Source organism: Gilliamella sp. B3367, assembly GCF_026536825.1.
Classification (GTDB): Bacteria; Pseudomonadota; Gammaproteobacteria; order Enterobacterales; family Orbaceae; genus Gilliamella; species Gilliamella apicola_E.
The window spans coordinates 260,884-278,060 of record NZ_JAFNNJ010000001.1; the positions used below are offsets into that span (position 1 = coordinate 260,884).

Annotated in this window: 13 protein-coding genes; 5 read left to right on the forward strand and 8 right to left on the reverse strand. The window is 36.8% G+C overall.

Translation table 11 applies throughout. From position 1 onward, the window contains the following. The first annotated feature begins 95 nt into the window (after window positions 1-95). Window positions 96-1,763 carry an energy-dependent translational throttle protein EttA gene (ettA, locus tag J3U23_RS01125; protein ID WP_065562273.1) on the forward strand — a complete coding sequence of 556 codons (1,668 nt, stop codon included), beginning with the start codon at window positions 96-98 and terminating at the stop codon, window positions 1,761-1,763. A gap of 61 nt (window positions 1,764-1,824) precedes the next feature. Here the strand turns inward: ettA and J3U23_RS01130 are convergent, their stop codons facing one another. Genes J3U23_RS01130 through J3U23_RS01140 form a run of 3 tightly spaced genes read right to left on the reverse strand, consistent with a single transcriptional unit; the run spans window position 1,825 to window position 5,383 of the window. Further along, complete coding sequence (locus J3U23_RS01130; protein WP_267338223.1) at window positions 1,825-3,450, reverse strand: DUF2813 domain-containing protein; 1,626 nt, start codon at window positions 3,448-3,450, stop codon at window positions 1,825-1,827. A gap of 15 nt (window positions 3,451-3,465) precedes the next feature. Next, window positions 3,466-4,269, reverse strand: a complete 804-nt coding sequence (gene rfaP, locus J3U23_RS01135; protein WP_267338224.1) for a lipopolysaccharide core heptose(I) kinase RfaP — start codon at window positions 4,267-4,269, stop codon at window positions 3,466-3,468. Continuing rightward, window positions 4,262-5,383, reverse strand: a complete 1,122-nt coding sequence (locus tag J3U23_RS01140) for a glycosyltransferase family 4 protein (RefSeq protein ID WP_267338225.1) — start codon at window positions 5,381-5,383, stop codon at window positions 4,262-4,264. The genes rfaP and J3U23_RS01140 overlap by 8 nt, the downstream gene beginning before the upstream one ends. A gap of 388 nt (window positions 5,384-5,771) precedes the next feature. Between J3U23_RS01140 and J3U23_RS01145 the strand changes: the two genes are divergently transcribed. Beyond that, window positions 5,772-6,710, forward strand: a complete 939-nt coding sequence (locus tag J3U23_RS01145; RefSeq protein ID WP_267338226.1) for a DMT family transporter — start codon at window positions 5,772-5,774, stop codon at window positions 6,708-6,710. 192 nt (window positions 6,711-6,902) lie between these two features. On the opposite strand, the gene J3U23_RS01150 is transcribed toward J3U23_RS01145, so the two are convergent. Beyond that, entirely contained in the window at window positions 6,903-7,829 is a 927-nt protein-coding gene (locus J3U23_RS01150) for a TIGR01212 family radical SAM protein (RefSeq protein ID WP_267338227.1), read from the reverse strand. 233 nt (window positions 7,830-8,062) lie between these two features. Beyond that, complete coding sequence (locus J3U23_RS01155; RefSeq protein ID WP_065734244.1) at window positions 8,063-8,470, reverse strand: DUF1218 domain-containing protein; 408 nt, start codon at window positions 8,468-8,470, stop codon at window positions 8,063-8,065. Between the two features lie 291 nt (window positions 8,471-8,761). Here J3U23_RS01155 and glyA point away from each other — a divergent pair, with 291 nt between their 5' ends. After that, window positions 8,762-10,018 carry a serine hydroxymethyltransferase gene (gene glyA / locus J3U23_RS01160; RefSeq protein ID WP_065562266.1) on the forward strand — a complete coding sequence of 419 codons (1,257 nt, stop codon included), beginning with the start codon at window positions 8,762-8,764 and terminating at the stop codon, window positions 10,016-10,018. A gap of 41 nt (window positions 10,019-10,059) precedes the next feature. On the opposite strand, the gene J3U23_RS01165 is transcribed toward glyA, so the two are convergent. Then, the gene (locus J3U23_RS01165) at window positions 10,060-12,216 is read right to left on the reverse strand and encodes a hypothetical protein (protein ID WP_267338228.1); all 2,157 of its coding nucleotides are present in this window, start codon (window positions 12,214-12,216) and stop codon (window positions 10,060-10,062) included. Between the two features lie 183 nt (window positions 12,217-12,399). Here J3U23_RS01165 and J3U23_RS01170 point away from each other — a divergent pair, with 183 nt between their 5' ends. Beyond that, window positions 12,400-14,298: an ABC transporter ATP-binding protein gene (locus J3U23_RS01170; RefSeq protein ID WP_267338229.1), complete on the forward strand. Its 1,899-nt coding sequence runs from the start codon at window positions 12,400-12,402 to the stop codon at window positions 14,296-14,298. Between the two features lie 21 nt (window positions 14,299-14,319). Here the strand turns inward: J3U23_RS01170 and J3U23_RS01175 are convergent, their stop codons facing one another. Next, entirely contained in the window at window positions 14,320-15,483 is a 1,164-nt protein-coding gene (locus J3U23_RS01175) for a sugar transporter (protein ID WP_065734247.1), read from the reverse strand. 170 nt (window positions 15,484-15,653) lie between these two features. On the opposite strand from J3U23_RS01175, the gene J3U23_RS01180 reads away from it, so the two are divergent. After that, window positions 15,654-16,007 carry a DMT family protein gene (locus J3U23_RS01180; protein WP_065734248.1) on the forward strand — a complete coding sequence of 118 codons (354 nt, stop codon included), beginning with the start codon at window positions 15,654-15,656 and terminating at the stop codon, window positions 16,005-16,007. Window positions 16,008-16,070: 63 nt separating this feature from the next. Here the strand turns inward: J3U23_RS01180 and apbC are convergent, their stop codons facing one another. Then, window positions 16,071-17,138 carry an iron-sulfur cluster carrier protein ApbC gene (gene apbC, locus J3U23_RS01185; RefSeq protein WP_267338230.1) on the reverse strand — a complete coding sequence of 356 codons (1,068 nt, stop codon included), beginning with the start codon at window positions 17,136-17,138 and terminating at the stop codon, window positions 16,071-16,073. Window positions 17,139-17,177 lie beyond the last annotated feature (39 nt).

Below are 17,177 nucleotides of genomic sequence, written 5' to 3' on the forward strand. Positions count from 1 at the left end.
ACCCCATTGACAGAATCGTTACAATATACGGCATGACTTTTATAGCAAGTAAAATTAACTTGGCTATGATTAATTTAACAAACGGATGATGTTTTATGGCGCAATATGTTTATACCATGAATCGTGTTGGGAAGATTGTTCCTCCTAAACGTTATATTTTAAAAGATATCTCATTAAGTTTTTTCCCCGGTGCCAAAATTGGTGTTCTTGGCTTAAATGGGGCAGGTAAATCGACATTACTACGAATTATGGCAGGAGTGGATACCGAAATTGAAGGTGAAGCTCGTCCACAGCCGGACATAAAAATAGGTTATTTACCGCAAGAACCTAAACTTGATCCTAAACAAACTGTACGTGAAGCAATTGAACAAGCCGTTGGTGATGCCAAAAAAGCATTGGCTCGTTTAGATGAAGTTTATGCGGCTTATGCTGATCCAGATGCTGATTTTGACAAATTAGCCAAAGAACAAGCCGAACTTGAAGCCATTATACAATCGCAAGATGCGCATAATCTGGATAATCAATTAGAACGAGCTGCCGATGCGCTACGCTTGCCTGATTGGGATGCAAAAATCGAAAATTTATCGGGTGGTGAACGCCGTCGAGTGGCGATTTGTCAGTTATTGCTGGAAAAACCAGACATGTTATTAATTGACGAACCGACCAACCATTTAGATGCTGAATCTGTCGCATGGTTAGAACGCTTTTTACATGACTATGAAGGCACTGTGGTCGCCGTAACCCATGACCGTTATTTCTTAGACAATGTTGCTGGTTGGATTTTAGAGCTAGACCGTGGTGAAGGTATTCCATGGGAAGGTAATTACTCTTCTTGGCTTGAACAGAAAGATCAGCGACTAGCGCAAGAAGCGGCAACTGAATCCGCTCGCCGTAAATCGATTGAAAAAGAGCTTGAATGGGTGCGTCAAAATCCGAAAGGGCGCCAAGCAAAAAGCAAAGCCCGTTTAGCCCGTTTTGAAGAGCTTAATAGCAACGATTACCAAAAACGTAATGAGACCAATGAACTCTTTATTCCGCCAGGGCAACGTTTAGGTGATAAAGTCATTGAAGTCGCTAATTTAACTAAATCATATGGCGATCGAGTATTAATCGATAATCTCTCATTTAGTATTCCTAAAGGGGCGATTGTTGGGATCATTGGTCCAAATGGTGCGGGTAAATCGACGCTATTTAGAATGCTATCGGGTAAAGAACAACCAGATTCAGGAACTATCACATTAGGTGATACCGTACAACTTGCCTCTGTCGATCAATTCCGTGACAGTATGGATGATAATAAGACTGTTTGGGATGAAATTTCAAATGGACAAGACATCATGCGTATTGGTAACTTCGAAATCCCAAGCCGTGCTTATGTTGGTCGCTTTAATTTTAAAGGCGTTGATCAGCAAAAACGAGTTGGTGAATTGTCTGGTGGTGAACGTGGTCGGGTGCATTTAGCTAAGTTATTACAAGTTGGAGGTAATGTACTATTGCTCGATGAGCCAACCAATGACCTTGATGTCGAAACCTTACGTGCGCTTGAAAATGCGTTATTAGAGTTTCCGGGCTGTGCATTAGTCATTTCGCATGACCGTTGGTTCTTAGACCGCATTGCAACTCATATTCTCGATTACCAAGACGAAGGGCATGTTGAGTTCTTTGAAGGTAACTTTACCGAATATGAAGAGTGGAAAAAACGGACTTTAGGCGCGGAGGCACTTGAACCTAAACGAGCCAAATATAAACGAATTACAAAATAACTTCATAAATTATTCCGCCGAAAGTTATCGGCGGATTTATCAATCTCTAATCAATAAAAATTTAAAGCAAGGATTTAGATGTCTTAACCAACTTAGCAAAAGTATCGGTTAATAATCTTGGAATTGCTGTAATACCTCGAGCTTTAGCATCATCACACACTGCAATAGCCAAATCCGGTTTTGAACTTTTGTGGATCGCCTTTTGAATAATTTTGGGTACCGACATATCAATATGAGCAACGGTATTATAAGCAGCTAATTTATAGACATGACTAAAGCCATGTTTGAATAAAAAGTTTTCAATATCACGCGCGGGTAATACAGTAATATAATCGTTTAGATTTTCACCTGGAGCACATTGTGATTGCACGGTTTCGGCATATTTTTTACCTGCCATATCACCATCAGTAATCACGTACCAACGAATGCCCATTTTATTTGCATAATGGATTAATGGTTTTAAACCACATTGCGCAAATTCTAACAATTGAATTCCTTCCGAACTTAAGTGATAACCACTTTGTTCTGCGAGCTCTCTTAATAACCACACTTCAGTTTCACCCTCAACCAGTAACCAACAACGGGCAAATAGGGCTGTAGGGCGTCGATAAAGGACATGGAACAAAATACGTCGACTATCGGCAACACTCAATGAATGAGGTGAAATGTACTTAGTGACAATTTGATCTGGAAGTCGGATTAATCGATAAATACTCTCCAAAGGAAATAACGACACCAAATCACTTGAATTAGAGGTAATAATTTTTTGAGCGGGTAAATTTTTCAATAATCGAAAGCCAACCGATAAAATAATTGGATGTAGCTGACTTTCTGGCTCTTCCAAAATTAAAATAGGGACTGAGCTGTGTGATAGTGGATTATCACCCTTAGCATTAACAATAGAACCAAATATACCTAAAAGGGCAGTACGTAAATAATCATTATCCAAATCATCCAAAATATTATTGATGCGCTCAAGAGAATTCCAATCTTCTATTTTTGGACTATTTTTTTGCGCCATTTTTTTATAATTAGAACGTTGTTGATAATCAACAAAATAGTATTCTAATAATGAACGAGCAGCTTGTAACCCTCGATTAAGTTCAGCTTGGCTCAATTGCTCTGAGTGGGCTTTTAACTGTTCGGAAAGCTGGTCAATAAAGTGTTGTGATAAAGGTTGATTAGTAACAGGTAAATCTTTAGCATTAATCGAATTTTTAAGCGGCATCACTGGATTCAAATTAATTAAAATAGCAATTAATAACTTAGAATCATCTAATTTTAACAACTGTCCGTGCTCATTTAACAAATGATGCTCAGTGATAATACTATCACCACTTTTTTGAGCACTCATTTGGTAAGTAATTCGATATAAATTATCTAACTGCGAGCTATAGCTAACGGCTTGCAAAGGTTGATAAGCTTGTTCATTTAATTGCTTTGGATAGGATTCACAATAGACAACATTTATTGAGATATGATTACCATCATTATCATTATCATAATAGAAATCTGAATCGACAAACTGATAAAACTTATTATCTAGAGTTAGCAACTTTAACGCACTAAGTAAACTTGATTTCCCCCATTGATTTTCACCAATTAGAACGCTTGATTTAGCGTTAAGTTTTAACGAAAGTTGCTTAATTCCTCTAAACCCTTTGATATCAATTTGTTCAATAAACATGACATATCCTTATGGTTAAAGTTGGTACTTTTCAGTTCGTTTCGCAATGCGCTCAGCTTTACGCTTAGCACTATCAATTAACTTATGCTCATCACGTACAATAGCTTTAATGGGTTTATTAAAATAGGTTCTTAAAAAACGCCAAATATCTCGCTGAGTTAGCCCAATATTAATTGATGAAAAATAAAGTCCAATTAAATCTTTATCACGCCAACGCGTCGGGACTTTATCACGTGTTTGTGCTCGATGAAGATCAATTACAGAAAGTTTTATTTCTTCACTATTTTCATATAACGGTAAATCCAACAAAAAATGACACAAATAACAATCACGGTGATTGACACCCGCGCCGTGCATTTTAGCGGTCATATTAGCTAAATAAATAGTTAACGAACGTTTTAAATGATAGCTAGGTGGATTGTTTAACCATGGTCGAGTAAAATCCTCTAAACTAATGGTTGGATTAAGATCTTTAGTAATAATAAACGAATGCCGAGTAAGCGGATTTAATCCCTTGCGCCCAAAAGCGCGCCCATCCATCGTATTAACACCAACTTGCTCTAAACGATGAATTGCATCCCACTCTTGTTTAGCATCTAGAACTGGCAAACGTAAAGAAATAAGGTTTTTTACAATCTCTTTAACCGTGCTGCCACGATGAATTTTAATAAAATAAGATTCACCATCCAACTCAAAATTAAGGGTTTTTCTTTGTTTAACCGCACGATAAACTTTACCTGAAATTAATTCAACTTCAGTGAATGGATCTTTACCTAACCATAACTCTTTAAAGGGTGATTTTAGTTTGATTTCATTCATAACGACATCCTAAAATAATGTCTGCTGCGCGTTGTGCTAGATGATATAAATCTTCACTATCACCATAAGCAATCGCATGATTATGCCAATTACCCCATTGCTCCTTATCACTAATAGACCGTTCTAACGCTTGATTCAATGTGCTTTGATCATAAGGTTCTGGCAGCACAATGCCGGCATTAGCTTGGCTGATATGATAAGCATACCCAGAAATACCCGACACAATCACCGGTACCCCAGCCGCTAAAGCTTCAATCAATACCATGCCTGCGGCTTCTTGCCTTGCCGGATGTAACAAGAGATCAGCTGAAAATAGAAAATCAGGAATATCATTACGACCGGAGAAAAAACGCACTTGTTTACTAATGCCTAAGTCATCGGCTAACTTCTGATAAGGTTCAGGATTATCCTGTCCTACGACCAGATAGCTAACTTTCTGCCTAAGCGCATCGGGTAAAGCTGCAATAGCTCTCAAAGAACGGTCAACCCCCTTACGTTTAAAATCTGACCCAATTTGCACAATTACAAAATCATCTAAGCTAATTTGATTAGCTTGTCGAAATTGTTCACGTTTTTTGGGGCTATCAGCACAATATTTTCGATCTAAAGCAATCCCTGGCGGTAATAAAAAAAATCGCTCATCTTGGGTATGATAGTGATTCTTAAAATCTTGAATTTGTTGCTTAGTTAGCACCATGATTTTAGTTTGTGAACTTCGCGAAAATACTGAATTTTCAAATGCTAAATAGTGCTTGCAACGTTTCGATAATCTATAAAAAAAGCCTTTATGAGCGACTTTTTCAGCAAAACAAGTATCTCCAGCAAAATAGACATCCAAATCAGGCATTTTATTAAAACCCACCACACAGTTTACTGGATTAGCTTGTATGTGAGCCTTCACCCAATGATAATAGGCTTGATTTCGGCTATGGTTAGAGAATCCTTTTTGGGGCACGATAATAATATCAATCCCAGCTGGCTTATCACCTTGCCAGTCCAATACATAAACACGGATCTGATGTCCACGAGCTTGGCAAGCGGTAGCAATTTGCAAGAAATCACGTTGTAACCCGCCAAAAGGGTAATATTTATAAATACAAAAAGCTAGTTGCATCTAGATTGCCTCAAGTCAGAAAGGAATATTATATACTCACTCTTGATTGATGCGCAAAGCTTGATTTTGCCTACAAGGATTGTTAAGACTATTTATAAATTCCAGTATTTAAGAGTGAAATAGTAAAAACTAAATAGAATCTAAAAGCGATTTTAACGGTTAGAATCGCAAATAATTATCTTTTCATTTCTTATTAACAATATTAAAAGAACTAAAAAATAAATGATTGTTTTAGACATGTTCAAAGCACTTTATATCAAAGTAAATTCATAGCTAAAACTATTTTTCTGAAGAGAATCTAACAATATTTTTTATAAGCTTACAAAAACCTATATTTTATATTATATTAGCAAACTTAGTTTTTATTAATGGATAAGAGAAGATTAGTATGAATAAGGACATTTTTTTTAATAACAAATATGTTATTTTATTTCTCTTTCTCGTTGTGTGCTTCACATGGGGAACGACATGGATTGGAATAAAAATTGCCGTTGAAACTGTTAACCCTTTGTTAGCCGCAGGTCTGCGCTTTGTTATCGCATTTCCTTTTTTAGTATTAATTACAATTATTGCTAAATCACCAATACTGTTTCCTCGAAAATCATTCCATTTTTTTCTACTATTAACGTTATTTTATTTTACCATTCCTTATTATTTAATTAGTTTTGGTGAACAATATGTATCGTCAGGTTTAACCTCATTGTTATTTAGCACCATGCCGATTTTTTCAATTATTTTCGCTAAGATAATCTTAAAAGATAAAATATATATAAATCAGGTAATAGGTATTACAGTGGGATTTTTATGTTTGATGTACATTTTAATCTCTGAAGGTTTTATTCTTTCCTATAGCGATTTTTGGGGCGTAATATCCATACTGTTAGCGGCATTGATGCATGGTTTTTTATATGTTTACTCCAAAAAAGCTGGCGAAGGTATAAATGTATTTACCTTCAATACTCTACCGATAGGCGTTGCGGGTATCGCACTTTGTTTGTTGAGTTTTACTTTTGAAGAAAATAATTTTCAAACTATCTCGTTAAATAGCTGGTTAGCATTAATTTATCTCGGTATTTTTGCATCCGTATTTGGCTTTATTGCTTATTTCTTTTTATTAAAACGAATGAGCCCAGTAGTATTGTCATTTATTTTTATTATTTTCCCGGTCGTTGCTATTTTTATTTCATCGATTTATGAGCATAAAATCATTTCAACTAACTTCATCATTTGTACAATCATTATGTTGTGTGGGTTTGCTATAACAAAATTACCTGTCAATGTTTTTAAAAAGTGGATAAAGAGCGACAAAAATAGAGGCAATCAATAAATCGTTACTTCAACAAAAGGTTAACTTGATTTTTTGATTCAGACATCGATTGACTTTGAATGGTTTTAACACTTATCAAAGTCAATCCTTATCTACTATGATTGAATCCTGTTTTATCTACACTTTTTAGATAATTAAAATTATAGCAAGTTGCAACTAAATGATTGATAGCAAAGTTAAGCTATAGCAATATTATAACTCAAAGCGATAAGTTTCATTAATTGCACTACCTTGCGCACCAAATTGGCGTAAATTATTATCAACCGCATTCATCGATTGCCAATGGTTTTCGCACCAATCAGGGGCAAGTAGGGTGGGTTTGCGGGCATTGGCGGAGATACGGTGGTATAAAATATTGGCAGGGGTTTGCCGAATAATATCACCAGCAATATCGACATACTGCTCTAAGGACAATACATCAAGCCGACCCGCACGCCATGCTTTAGCCATAATACTACCTTCTACAATATGTAGTGGATGTAGTTTTAAACCATCAACACCGCTATTTAAAACACTATCTAGCGTAATTAAATTATCTTGCTTAGTTTCTTTAGGTAGACCAATAATTAAGTGAGTACAAACTTTTATACCAAGTCTACGCGCCTTTTGAACGGTTTGGTGATAAACATTGAACGTATGTCCACGATTAATACTGTGTAAGGTTTTATCATGAGCGGTTTGTAAGCCAAGCTCCAGCCAAACTTCAAAGCCTTTAGCATGATAACTGGCAAGTAAATCGAGCGCTTCATCCGGCACACAATCAGGGCGAGTACCAACACAAAGTCCAACAATATCGGCATTATTAAGTGCTTCTTCATACATATTTTTGAGTATTTCGACTTCGGCATAAGTACTGGTATAAGCCTGAAAATAAGCAAGATAGCGCTTAGATTTTTTCATCTGATGCGCCTGTTGGGCAAGTTGCTGTGAAATGGTTTTGACTTGAATCGACTCATCGATAATCGATGCGACATTACAAAAGGTGCAACCGCCTACACCGATAGTTCCGTCCCGATTAGGACAGCTAAAACCGCCATGTAAGGTGAGTTTATAGATTTTTTCGCCATAACGGCGTTGCAGGTCAGCACCAAACGTATTGACCACTAAATGAAGTTGCATAATCAGCCAAAAATAAAATTTTGCCTATTTTACGAAGCGAATGAGTTAAATTCAACCGATGATAAATTTTTATATACAATTGACGTAACTTTAGTCGGCTTTTCTTTAAGATGTTTTGAAACGAACACTATGGTGTAACATATTATGCCGTAATAAGTTTTATTGATGATTTTTAGAATCGCAATATTTTCAAAGCTTAATACTGAGAAAATTATACGAGTAATCTAATCTTTTTATTTTTCTGTACCTAGAAAATAAGATGTTTCAGTTTCTACCTTACTATCATCTTTCCAATCTTGGATATCTCTTTCATATTGTATTAATTCGACCTGATCACCTTTTTTATAATTGCGTAATTGAAAGGCTTTTTCTAATCCTACTTCTAACTCGTAAGGTTTATCATTGGGTAAAAAACAACCATGATCTGCGCGCCCCCTCTTTTCCGATTTGGTAATTAACACCTTGATATCAAATACACTTTTTTCATGTTCCTGTTCGCCTTCGCCAATAGAAAAAATACCGTGTTGTGGATCTTCTAATAATGTCCCGGTTAGCAAACAGAGATTTTGGAAAGAGGCAGTAGCTATCTGACTGAATAAAATACAAATAATAAAACTTATTATGCGGCAAATCGTTTTCATAGCGTTAATAGACTCGGTAAGACAAATTTCCAATATTATTCAAAAAATTTAATTAAAAAAAAAGCGTTTTTTTGTCTAGTCCTGATACTTTTACAAGTCGTTTGATTTTTTATTAACTGGCTAAAAAACAATAATTGCGATCTTCTGCTTTACTATAAATATTTTTTATAATTCAAAAAAAGGATTGAAATCGTTGGCTGATTAAGTAAGGATATTCGTTATGCTGTTTTCCATACTTGAAAACAATAATTAAGTCAAAAAGTCAATGTAATCCAAAAACAAGGAGTCAATATGTTTAGTAAAGAAATGACTATTGCCGATTATGATAAGGAATTATGGGACGCCATTAAGGGTGAAGAGCAACGTCAAGAAGATCATCTCGAATTAATTGCCTCCGAAAACTATACCAGTCCAAGAGTGATGCAGGCACAGGGTACTCAATTAACTAACAAATATGCGGAAGGCTACCCAGGTAAGCGTTATTATGGCGGTTGTGAATATGTTGATATTGTTGAGCAATTAGCGATTGAACGAGCCAAAGCGTTATTTGGTGCAGATTATGCCAATGTACAACCACATTCAGGATCGCAAGCGAATTTTGCCGTTTATATGGCATTGTTAAAACCAGGCGATACTGTGTTAGGTATGAATTTGTCGCAAGGTGGTCATTTAACTCATGGTTCACCAGTTAGTTTTTCCGGTAAACTCTATAATGTGGTTGCTTATGGCGTTGACGAAACTGGACATATTGATTATGACCAATTAGCGAAAACGGCCTTAGAGTCAAAACCGAAAATGATCATCGGTGGTTTTTCAGCTTACTCAGGCGTGGTTGATTGGAAGCGTATGCGTGAGATTGCTGATAGTGTAGGCGCTTTCTTATTTGTAGACATGGCACACGTGGCCGGCTTAGTAGCAGCAGGGGTTTATCCAAATCCTGTCCCATTTGCACATGTAGTGACAACCACAACGCACAAAACGCTTGGCGGACCTCGTGGTGGACTTATTTTGGCCAAAGGTGGCAGTGAAGAACTTTATAAAAAATTAAATTCAGCTGTATTCCCTGGCGCACAGGGTGGTCCATTAATGCATGTCATTGCTGCCAAAGCAGTTGCATTAAAAGAGGCGATGGAACCAGCATATCAAGAATATCAAAAACAAGTTGTTAAAAATGCTCAGGCGATGGTTGATGTAATTATCAAACGTGGCTACAAAGTCGTGTCTGGCGAAACAAAAAATCACTTATTCTTAATTGATTTGGTTGATAAAAAGATAACCGGTAAAGAGGCTGATGCCGCTTTAGGTAGTGCTAATATCACCGTCAATAAAAATAGCGTACCTAATGATCCACAAAGTCCATTTGTGACATCTGGCGTTCGAATTGGTACACCAGCCATAACTCGTCGAGGTTTTAAAGAAGAAGAATCTCGTGAATTAGCCAACTGGATTTGTGATGTATTAGATAACATTGATGATGAACAAGCGATTCAAGCAGTTAAACAAAAAGTTTTGGCAATTTGTCATCGATTACCTGTTTATCAACATTAATATTCTCGCCGACGTTATGTCGGCGAAATTATTATAAAATATTAGTTTTGAGTTGTTTTTTGAGTCATTTGTTGCTGCTGCTTAACATAATTGGCAATATCATCTTTAAACCATACTGCACTGCCAACAAGTAATACACCAACTAAGATAGCTGACCAAAATATTATCCGTGCTTTTTTATTACGTTTTCTTAAAGGATCACTTAAGTTTCGTTTAGCATTGGCTGGTAATTCGGCCTTACTGGTCAGTAGCCCACCAAGGAGTAAATTGATTTTTACTTGCCCATTGATTGCCCAACCTGAAGCTTCGAGCAATGGACCTAGTGTTCTTCTTCTTAATTTTAACCAAGCTAAAATGACTGATGGCCCAGATATAATTAAGAATAAACCTAAAATCACCAATGGAAATTGCCACCAAGAAAGAGAAAAAATAGCCTGAAAAATAGTAGCAAGTGCAGTACCAATCGCGCCTATTGCTAAGCCAATCGCAGCAAATATGCCAACACTCTTACCAATATCAAATTTATTTTCTGGATTTTGCACAGCTTGGGTACTGGTCTTTTCAATATCTGCGTCTTTATTGCTTGCCCATTTATTAATCTGTTCCGTGATTAATCGACCAATACGTTGATAAGGTGCCCAAATTGCTTGTTGAATACTAATTGGCTTACTAATCATTTTGACCACATTAGCATCCCAATCATTACCAGCATTATCAATAAACACCCCATTACGGCCTTCCATTAATAAATCACCTTGTCCGGCGGTTATGGCAGCGACAATCGTCTGTTTTTGACCTAGCCTTGTACATTCACAATACAGCAAACATAGCTCTGAATAATTTGCCATTGTTGAATGTTTAGCGATGTTTTCAACGGCAACACAAAGCGTAGCACAGCGACCATCAATATAAAGCTTGCCTAATTGAAAAGCGGCATAATGGTCAAGTGAGAAGAACTCGGCAAATGAAGCAAAGTTAATCAATAAACGATAAAGATGTTTTTGAAAAAGTACTAACTTTTCTAACACAAAAACATCCGAAGCTGAAATAGGCGTTTTATTATCTTGTTCGACCATTTTCTCAAATTCATCTAATAAATTATCATTGATAAAATGAGTGATCTGATCGGCAGGAATATCCTCAATACTCGCCGTTGGTTTAGTTGCAACACTTAACTGCTCTATATCGGGTTTAGAACTAATTAATGTCGCGTATGCATCAAGACTAGTTTGAATATTTTGCCACTCTTGTTGTGTTAAATGATTTGGATCGGATAAGTGAGAAGCCACTAAAGCCCTAAATCGAGTGATTTTACTTTTCCAAAGTGGATTAAGTCCATTAACGAGATCCAATGAATTATTAGTATCAATCTTAGATAAAGGCAGTTCAGAAAGCGCTTCATCTGAAAGTAATCCATTTTGAGAAGGGACAATATATTTCTCATCAACATTTAATGCCGTTTGTGCTTGAGGCGCATATTGAGCTAATTCAACACGAAGAAAATAATCATCAATTTTGGGTTTGAGCTCTTGGACTAATTTCCATATTTCTGAGCGATTTTCCCCAAAAGGTGTTTGGGTATTGCTGATATTAGTTTGCCACGCTTGCCAACTTTTTAGATTTTTAACAAAGGTTTGGGCTATTTCCAGATTTATCCCATCTTGCCCACTCATATCTTTTTGCCCGCCAGTAGTCTTAATGGCTGTTTGGATAAAGCTTTGCATTTCAGGCGATAACTCAGCAGAAGGTGGAAAAATCAAATCACCATTGTAGAGCTTGCTGGCATTAATTTTTAGTGATTGTTGGACATCATCTTGAGTCAAATAATCGGCTTGGCTTTTATTTAAATTGGCCAAAATACTATGCGCTGTAACTAATAATTTTTTACCTTGCTCGGTTGAATCATCAATTTGTGATAACGACAAAGTTTCGGATGATTGAATAATAGTATCGAAAGAGACGATTTTATCTTTTACCCAACTAATCGCATCTAAAATATCAGGAATACGGATGCGTCCATCTTTATCAGAATCTAATAACTCTAATGTTCTTTGATCAAAATCTAAACCAGTAGTCGGGCAACTTAGTGCGACCCATAATTTTGGATCTAAATTGGGCAAATTGATAATGTCATTGGCATTTTTTAAAACGACTTGATCTAAACCACCAACACGCTGAAATGTCCAAGTATGACTCATAATCACCTCCATACTGAAATATTATTAATTTATTCAATTTATTAATAAGTATAGCAGTATTTATTTTTAGAAGAGAAAAGGAATGCTCATATTTAAGAGCTGTAATATATCTTTGATAATTGATTGCCAATTGCAACTTTATGATAGAATAACGCCTTATTATTTAATATCCAAATAAAAAATATGTCATTAATAAATCTTACCAATGCTTATCTGTCATTTAGTGATGCACCACTACTTGACCATATTGATATGTCGATTGAAATCAATGAACGAGTCTGTCTTGTTGGTCGTAACGGTGCAGGTAAATCAACACTGCTAAAAGTACTTAACAAAGAAATCCCATTGGATGAGGGGCAGATCGTTTATGAAAGTAACGTTGTTGTCTCTCGATTACAACAAGATCCGCCTCGAGATATTCAAGGTAATGTTTTTGACTTTGTAGCTGAAGGATTAAAAGAGCAAGCTCAATTATTGAAAGATTATTATGCATTATCACATTTGGTTGAAACGGATCCAAGTGAAAGTAATCTATCTAAGTTAGCTAAAATGCAAGAACAGCTTGATCACCAAAACGGTTGGCAACTGGATAATCGTATTCGTAATGTTATTTCTTCACTATCGTTAGATGGCGACGCCTTATTATCATCATTATCAGGTGGTTGGCTACGTAAAGCGGCGTTGGCAAAAGCACTCGTTTGCCAACCTTCAGTTCTATTACTAGACGAGCCAACCAACCATTTAGATATCGAAACCATTAAATGGCTCGAAGAGTTCTTAAAAAGCTTTAATGGTAGCATTGTGTTTATATCGCATGACCGATCTTTTATTCGGCAGATGGCGACTCGGATTATCGATTTGGATCGCGGTAAAGTCGCCTCTTGGGGTGGCAATTATGATAGTTATTTACTTGGTAAAGAAGAGGCATTACGCGTCGAAGAGCTGCAAAATGCGGAATTTGATAAAAAATTAGCACAAGAAGAAGTCTGGATCCGCCAAGGAATCAAGGCCCGTCGAACACGTAATGAAGGACGCGTTCGAGCACTAAAAGCCATGAGGCAAGAATACTCACAGCGTCGCCAAGTTATGGGTAGCGCTAAAATGCAAATCGAAGAAGCATTACGTTCAGGAAAAATTGTATTCGAGCTGGAAAATGTCACTTATCAAATTGAAGATAAACGACTGGTTAATGACTTTTCCGTGCAAGTATTACGAGGCGATAAGATCGCTTTAATTGGACCGAACGGTATTGGTAAAACGACATTATTAAAACTAATGTTAGGCAGCCTAGCACCAACATCAGGAAGTGTGCACTGTGGAACCAAACTCGAAGTTGCTTACTTTGACCAGTATCGACTAGAACTTGATCCCGAAAAAACTGTGATGGATAACCTTGCAGAAGGTAAGCAAGAAGTGATGGTAAATGGTCGTTTAAGACATGTGCTTGGCTATTTACAAGATTTCCTCTTTCCGCCAAAACGCGCTAGAACCCCAGTACGAGCACTATCTGGTGGAGAGCGCAACCGTCTATTACTCGCAAAACTCTTTTTGAAACCAAGTAACTTATTAGTACTTGACGAACCAACCAATGATCTCGATATTGAAACGTTAGAGTTATTAGAAGAACTGGTTAATGATTATCAAGGAACGGTTTTACTCGTTAGCCACGACAGACAATTTGTTGATAACGTGGTGACTCAATGTTGGTTTTTTGAAGAACAAGGGCGAATTGGAATATATGCTGGTGGTTACACTGACGCATTACAACAGCAAGCACAATCAATGAGTGCACAAGTTACTAACAGTAAAAGTCATGAATCGGTTAAAAATGACCCAGCAAAAACGGAAAAAAAGAAGGTAAAATTAAGCTATAACGAACAACGAGAATTGGCACAGTTACCCAATAAAATTGAAGAACTTGAAACAGCGATTGCTGATTTACAAGCACAAATTGGCCATAGTGACTTCTTCAATCAACCACATGAAGTCACCAGCCCAATATTACAATCTTTAGCCGATAAAGAAGCGGAACTTGAAGCCGTGTTCGAACGTTGGGAACAATTAGAAGCATTAACACAATAAGCGCTCACTATGAGCGCTAATTTACCAAGTCTTTCTTGAAATAAAGTAAAAAAGCAGAAGTGTCAAAATCACAAAAATAGCACCGACAAAGCCAATGTAATGGGTAGACAAATAGACTAATACTTGGCTACCCACAAAAGCGCCTCCACCAATACCGATATTATAAATACCGGAATAAACCGAAGTTGCAATATCGGCAGCATCAGGTGCTGCATCAATCACTTTACTTTGCATCACCATACTAATAACGGTAATCGAAAGCCCCCAGACCATCCCTTGTAATATTGCGGTAATAAGGCTGAACGAACAAACATAAAGCGATAATAGACAGATTATTAATAGTAGTGCGGGAACAACAAATATCGCAACAGGGTGAGCATCAGCATACCTAGCAAAAATAACGCTACCAATCATCCCTGAAAAACCAACGGCTAATAACAAGTTAACTATCACGTGCTCATCAAAACCGCCAACATTAATCATAAACGGCGTAATATAAGTATAAGCCGTAAAATGACCAGTAATCATAATTGCCGTTAACAAATAAATATTTAGCAATACAGGGCGTTTAAGAACTTTAGGAATATCTTTGACTAAAATCTTGTTCAAACTTGGTACAGAAGGTAACAAGTAGAGCAGCGATAACATGACACAAAAAGCAATAAAACCGATACATAAAAAAGTTACACGCCAGCCAACCAGTTGCCCAATCATGGTTCCAATTGGAATACCTAAAACAGTTGCCATTGAAGTACCAACCACAATAAAGCCCATGGCTTTAGCTTTTTTACCATTTGGCGCTAACCGAACCGCTAAAGGTGTAGTAATAGCCCAAAACACAGCATGAGCGCAGGCAATACCAATCCTCGCAACCATTAAACTGTAAAAACTCCAAGCAAAGCCAGCAAGGATATGGCTACCAATAAACAAACAAAACAGAAAAATCAAAAGTTTTCGGCGATCCATTCTTGACGTTAAAACCGTTAACGGCAAAGACAACAACGATACAGCCCAAGCATAAATCGTTAATAACAACCCAGCATGAGCAACATCCATCGAAAAACTTTCGGCAATATTGGGTAGCAACCCAACCGGTACAAATTCTGTTGTATTAAATATAAATGCAGCAAAAGCAAGGCAAAAGATCGATGACCAGATTCGAGACCGGTGGTTAACTTTTCTCATGATTAGTTTTAAGAAGGGATTGATATTTAATAGTGTAATTATAGCTGAATATGTTTTACGATTAAACAGAGAAAGCAAATAAATAATAAGATCAAATTAAATCATTTAACCACAGTACTGCTTTAATGGATTATAATATTACCACCTAAATCATTCTTCGATTAACTATCATGAATCAAATTCTTATCACAGTTTGTCTATTAACCTGTAGTAATATTTTTATGACTTTTGCTTGGTATGGGCATTTACGCTTTTTGCATAATCAAGCTTGGATTGTGGCTGTATTGGTTAGTTGGGGGATAGCATTATTTGAGTATTTGCTACAAGTACCTGCAAACCGTATCGGCTTTCAAGTCGCCAGTGCGGGGCAATTGAAAATTATTCAAGAAGTGATTAGCCTATCTGTATTTATTCCGTTTTCAATTTACATATTAAAAGAACCATTCAAAACTGATTACATCTGGGCGGGGCTATGTCTACTTGGTGCAGTTTTTTTTATGTTTAAAGATAAAATTTTAGCATAAAACCAATCTACAGCACGCATGATGATATTGGTTGTTAACGCCTAACAACCAATATCATTTCGACTATAACGCCTTAAATGAAATATCCGGTAAAATGGTTTCACCTTGCCAATAAAGTTGACTAGCAACTTGTGCGGCAATATGACAATATAGCTGGGTAAACTCACTATCAGGATGACTAATAACCGTCGGCTTGCCGGAATCTAAATCTTGACGTAATAAACGGTGAAGAGGAATCTGACCCAGTAATTTTGTATGATATTTTTCAGCCAAATGCTTAGCCCCCTCCTCACCAAAAATCGCTTCGTGATGCCCACAATTTTCACAGATGTGATAACTCATATTTTCGATAATACCAAGGGTAGGGATGTTAACCTTATTAAACATCACAATCCCTTTTTGGGCATCAATTAAAGCAATATCTTGTGGCGTCGTCACAATCACAGCAGCAGTAACCGGAATATTTTGGGCTAGAGTTAATTGAATATCTCCTGTCCCAGGTGGCATATCCATAATCAAATAATCAAGTTCAGGCCAAAGCGTATCTTCCAAAATCTGACACAATGCTTTACTTGCCATCGGTCCACGCCACACCATAGCATTATCAGGCTCAACCAAATAACCAATAGAATTACTCGCAAGACCATAGGCCATAATTGGTGACATATGTTTATTATCCGGTGTTACTGGTTGCTCTTTTTCGGTGCCGAGCATGGTAGGAATAGAAGGACCATAAATATCCGCATCTAAAATCCCCACTTTAGCCCCTTGCTTTTGTAATGCTAAAGCTAAATTAACCGCGGTTGATGATTTACCAACTCCACCTTTGCCCGAACTTACCGCAATAATATTTTTAACATTATTGATAGGATGATTATTATTCGCCCGCTTTAACGTCGCAATATTATAGTTAATCTTCCAATTAACATTTTCAACCCCATCCAACTTAAGTAACTGAGGTGTCACGGTTGTTTTCAGGTCTTCAAAGCCAGTTTGCCAAGCAAAAGGCATCACTAAGCTAATTAGCAGTTCTTGGTTAGCCTGTTCACATTGAGTAATTGCGCCAAGCTCAATCAAATTTTTGGATAAAGTGGGATGAGTAAAATTCTCTAGAATTTTTTTTGCTTCCATGGTTATTAGCCTTAACTGTTATCAACAAGTTTTATACTC

What these genes read in the sequence shown, in the direction of transcription:
- J3U23_RS01145 (WP_267338226.1), top strand. Translation starts at nt 5,772, where the DNA reads ATGAATAAGGACATTTTTTTTAATAACAAATATGTTATTTTATTTCTC.
- J3U23_RS01140 (WP_267338225.1), bottom strand. Translation starts at nt 5,383, where the DNA reads ATGCAACTAGCTTTTTGTATTTATAAATATTACCCTTTTGGCGGGTTA.
- J3U23_RS01130 (WP_267338223.1), bottom strand. Translation starts at nt 3,450, where the DNA reads ATGTTTATTGAACAAATTGATATCAAAGGGTTTAGAGGAATTAAGCAA.
- J3U23_RS01180 (WP_065734248.1), top strand. Translation starts at nt 15,654, where the DNA reads ATGAATCAAATTCTTATCACAGTTTGTCTATTAACCTGTAGTAATATT.
- J3U23_RS01170 (WP_267338229.1), top strand. Translation starts at nt 12,400, where the DNA reads ATGTCATTAATAAATCTTACCAATGCTTATCTGTCATTTAGTGATGCA.
- glyA (WP_065562266.1), top strand. Translation starts at nt 8,762, where the DNA reads ATGTTTAGTAAAGAAATGACTATTGCCGATTATGATAAGGAATTATGG.
- apbC (WP_267338230.1), bottom strand. Translation starts at nt 17,138, where the DNA reads ATGGAAGCAAAAAAAATTCTAGAGAATTTTACTCATCCCACTTTATCC.
- rfaP (WP_267338224.1), bottom strand. Translation starts at nt 4,269, where the DNA reads ATGAATGAAATCAAACTAAAATCACCCTTTAAAGAGTTATGGTTAGGT.
- J3U23_RS01165 (WP_267338228.1), bottom strand. Translation starts at nt 12,216, where the DNA reads ATGAGTCATACTTGGACATTTCAGCGTGTTGGTGGTTTAGATCAAGTC.
- J3U23_RS01175 (WP_065734247.1), bottom strand. Translation starts at nt 15,483, where the DNA reads ATGAGAAAAGTTAACCACCGGTCTCGAATCTGGTCATCGATCTTTTGC.
- ettA (WP_065562273.1), top strand. Translation starts at nt 96, where the DNA reads ATGGCGCAATATGTTTATACCATGAATCGTGTTGGGAAGATTGTTCCT.
- J3U23_RS01150 (WP_267338227.1), bottom strand. Translation starts at nt 7,829, where the DNA reads ATGCAACTTCATTTAGTGGTCAATACGTTTGGTGCTGACCTGCAACGC.
- J3U23_RS01155 (WP_065734244.1), bottom strand. Translation starts at nt 8,470, where the DNA reads ATGAAAACGATTTGCCGCATAATAAGTTTTATTATTTGTATTTTATTC.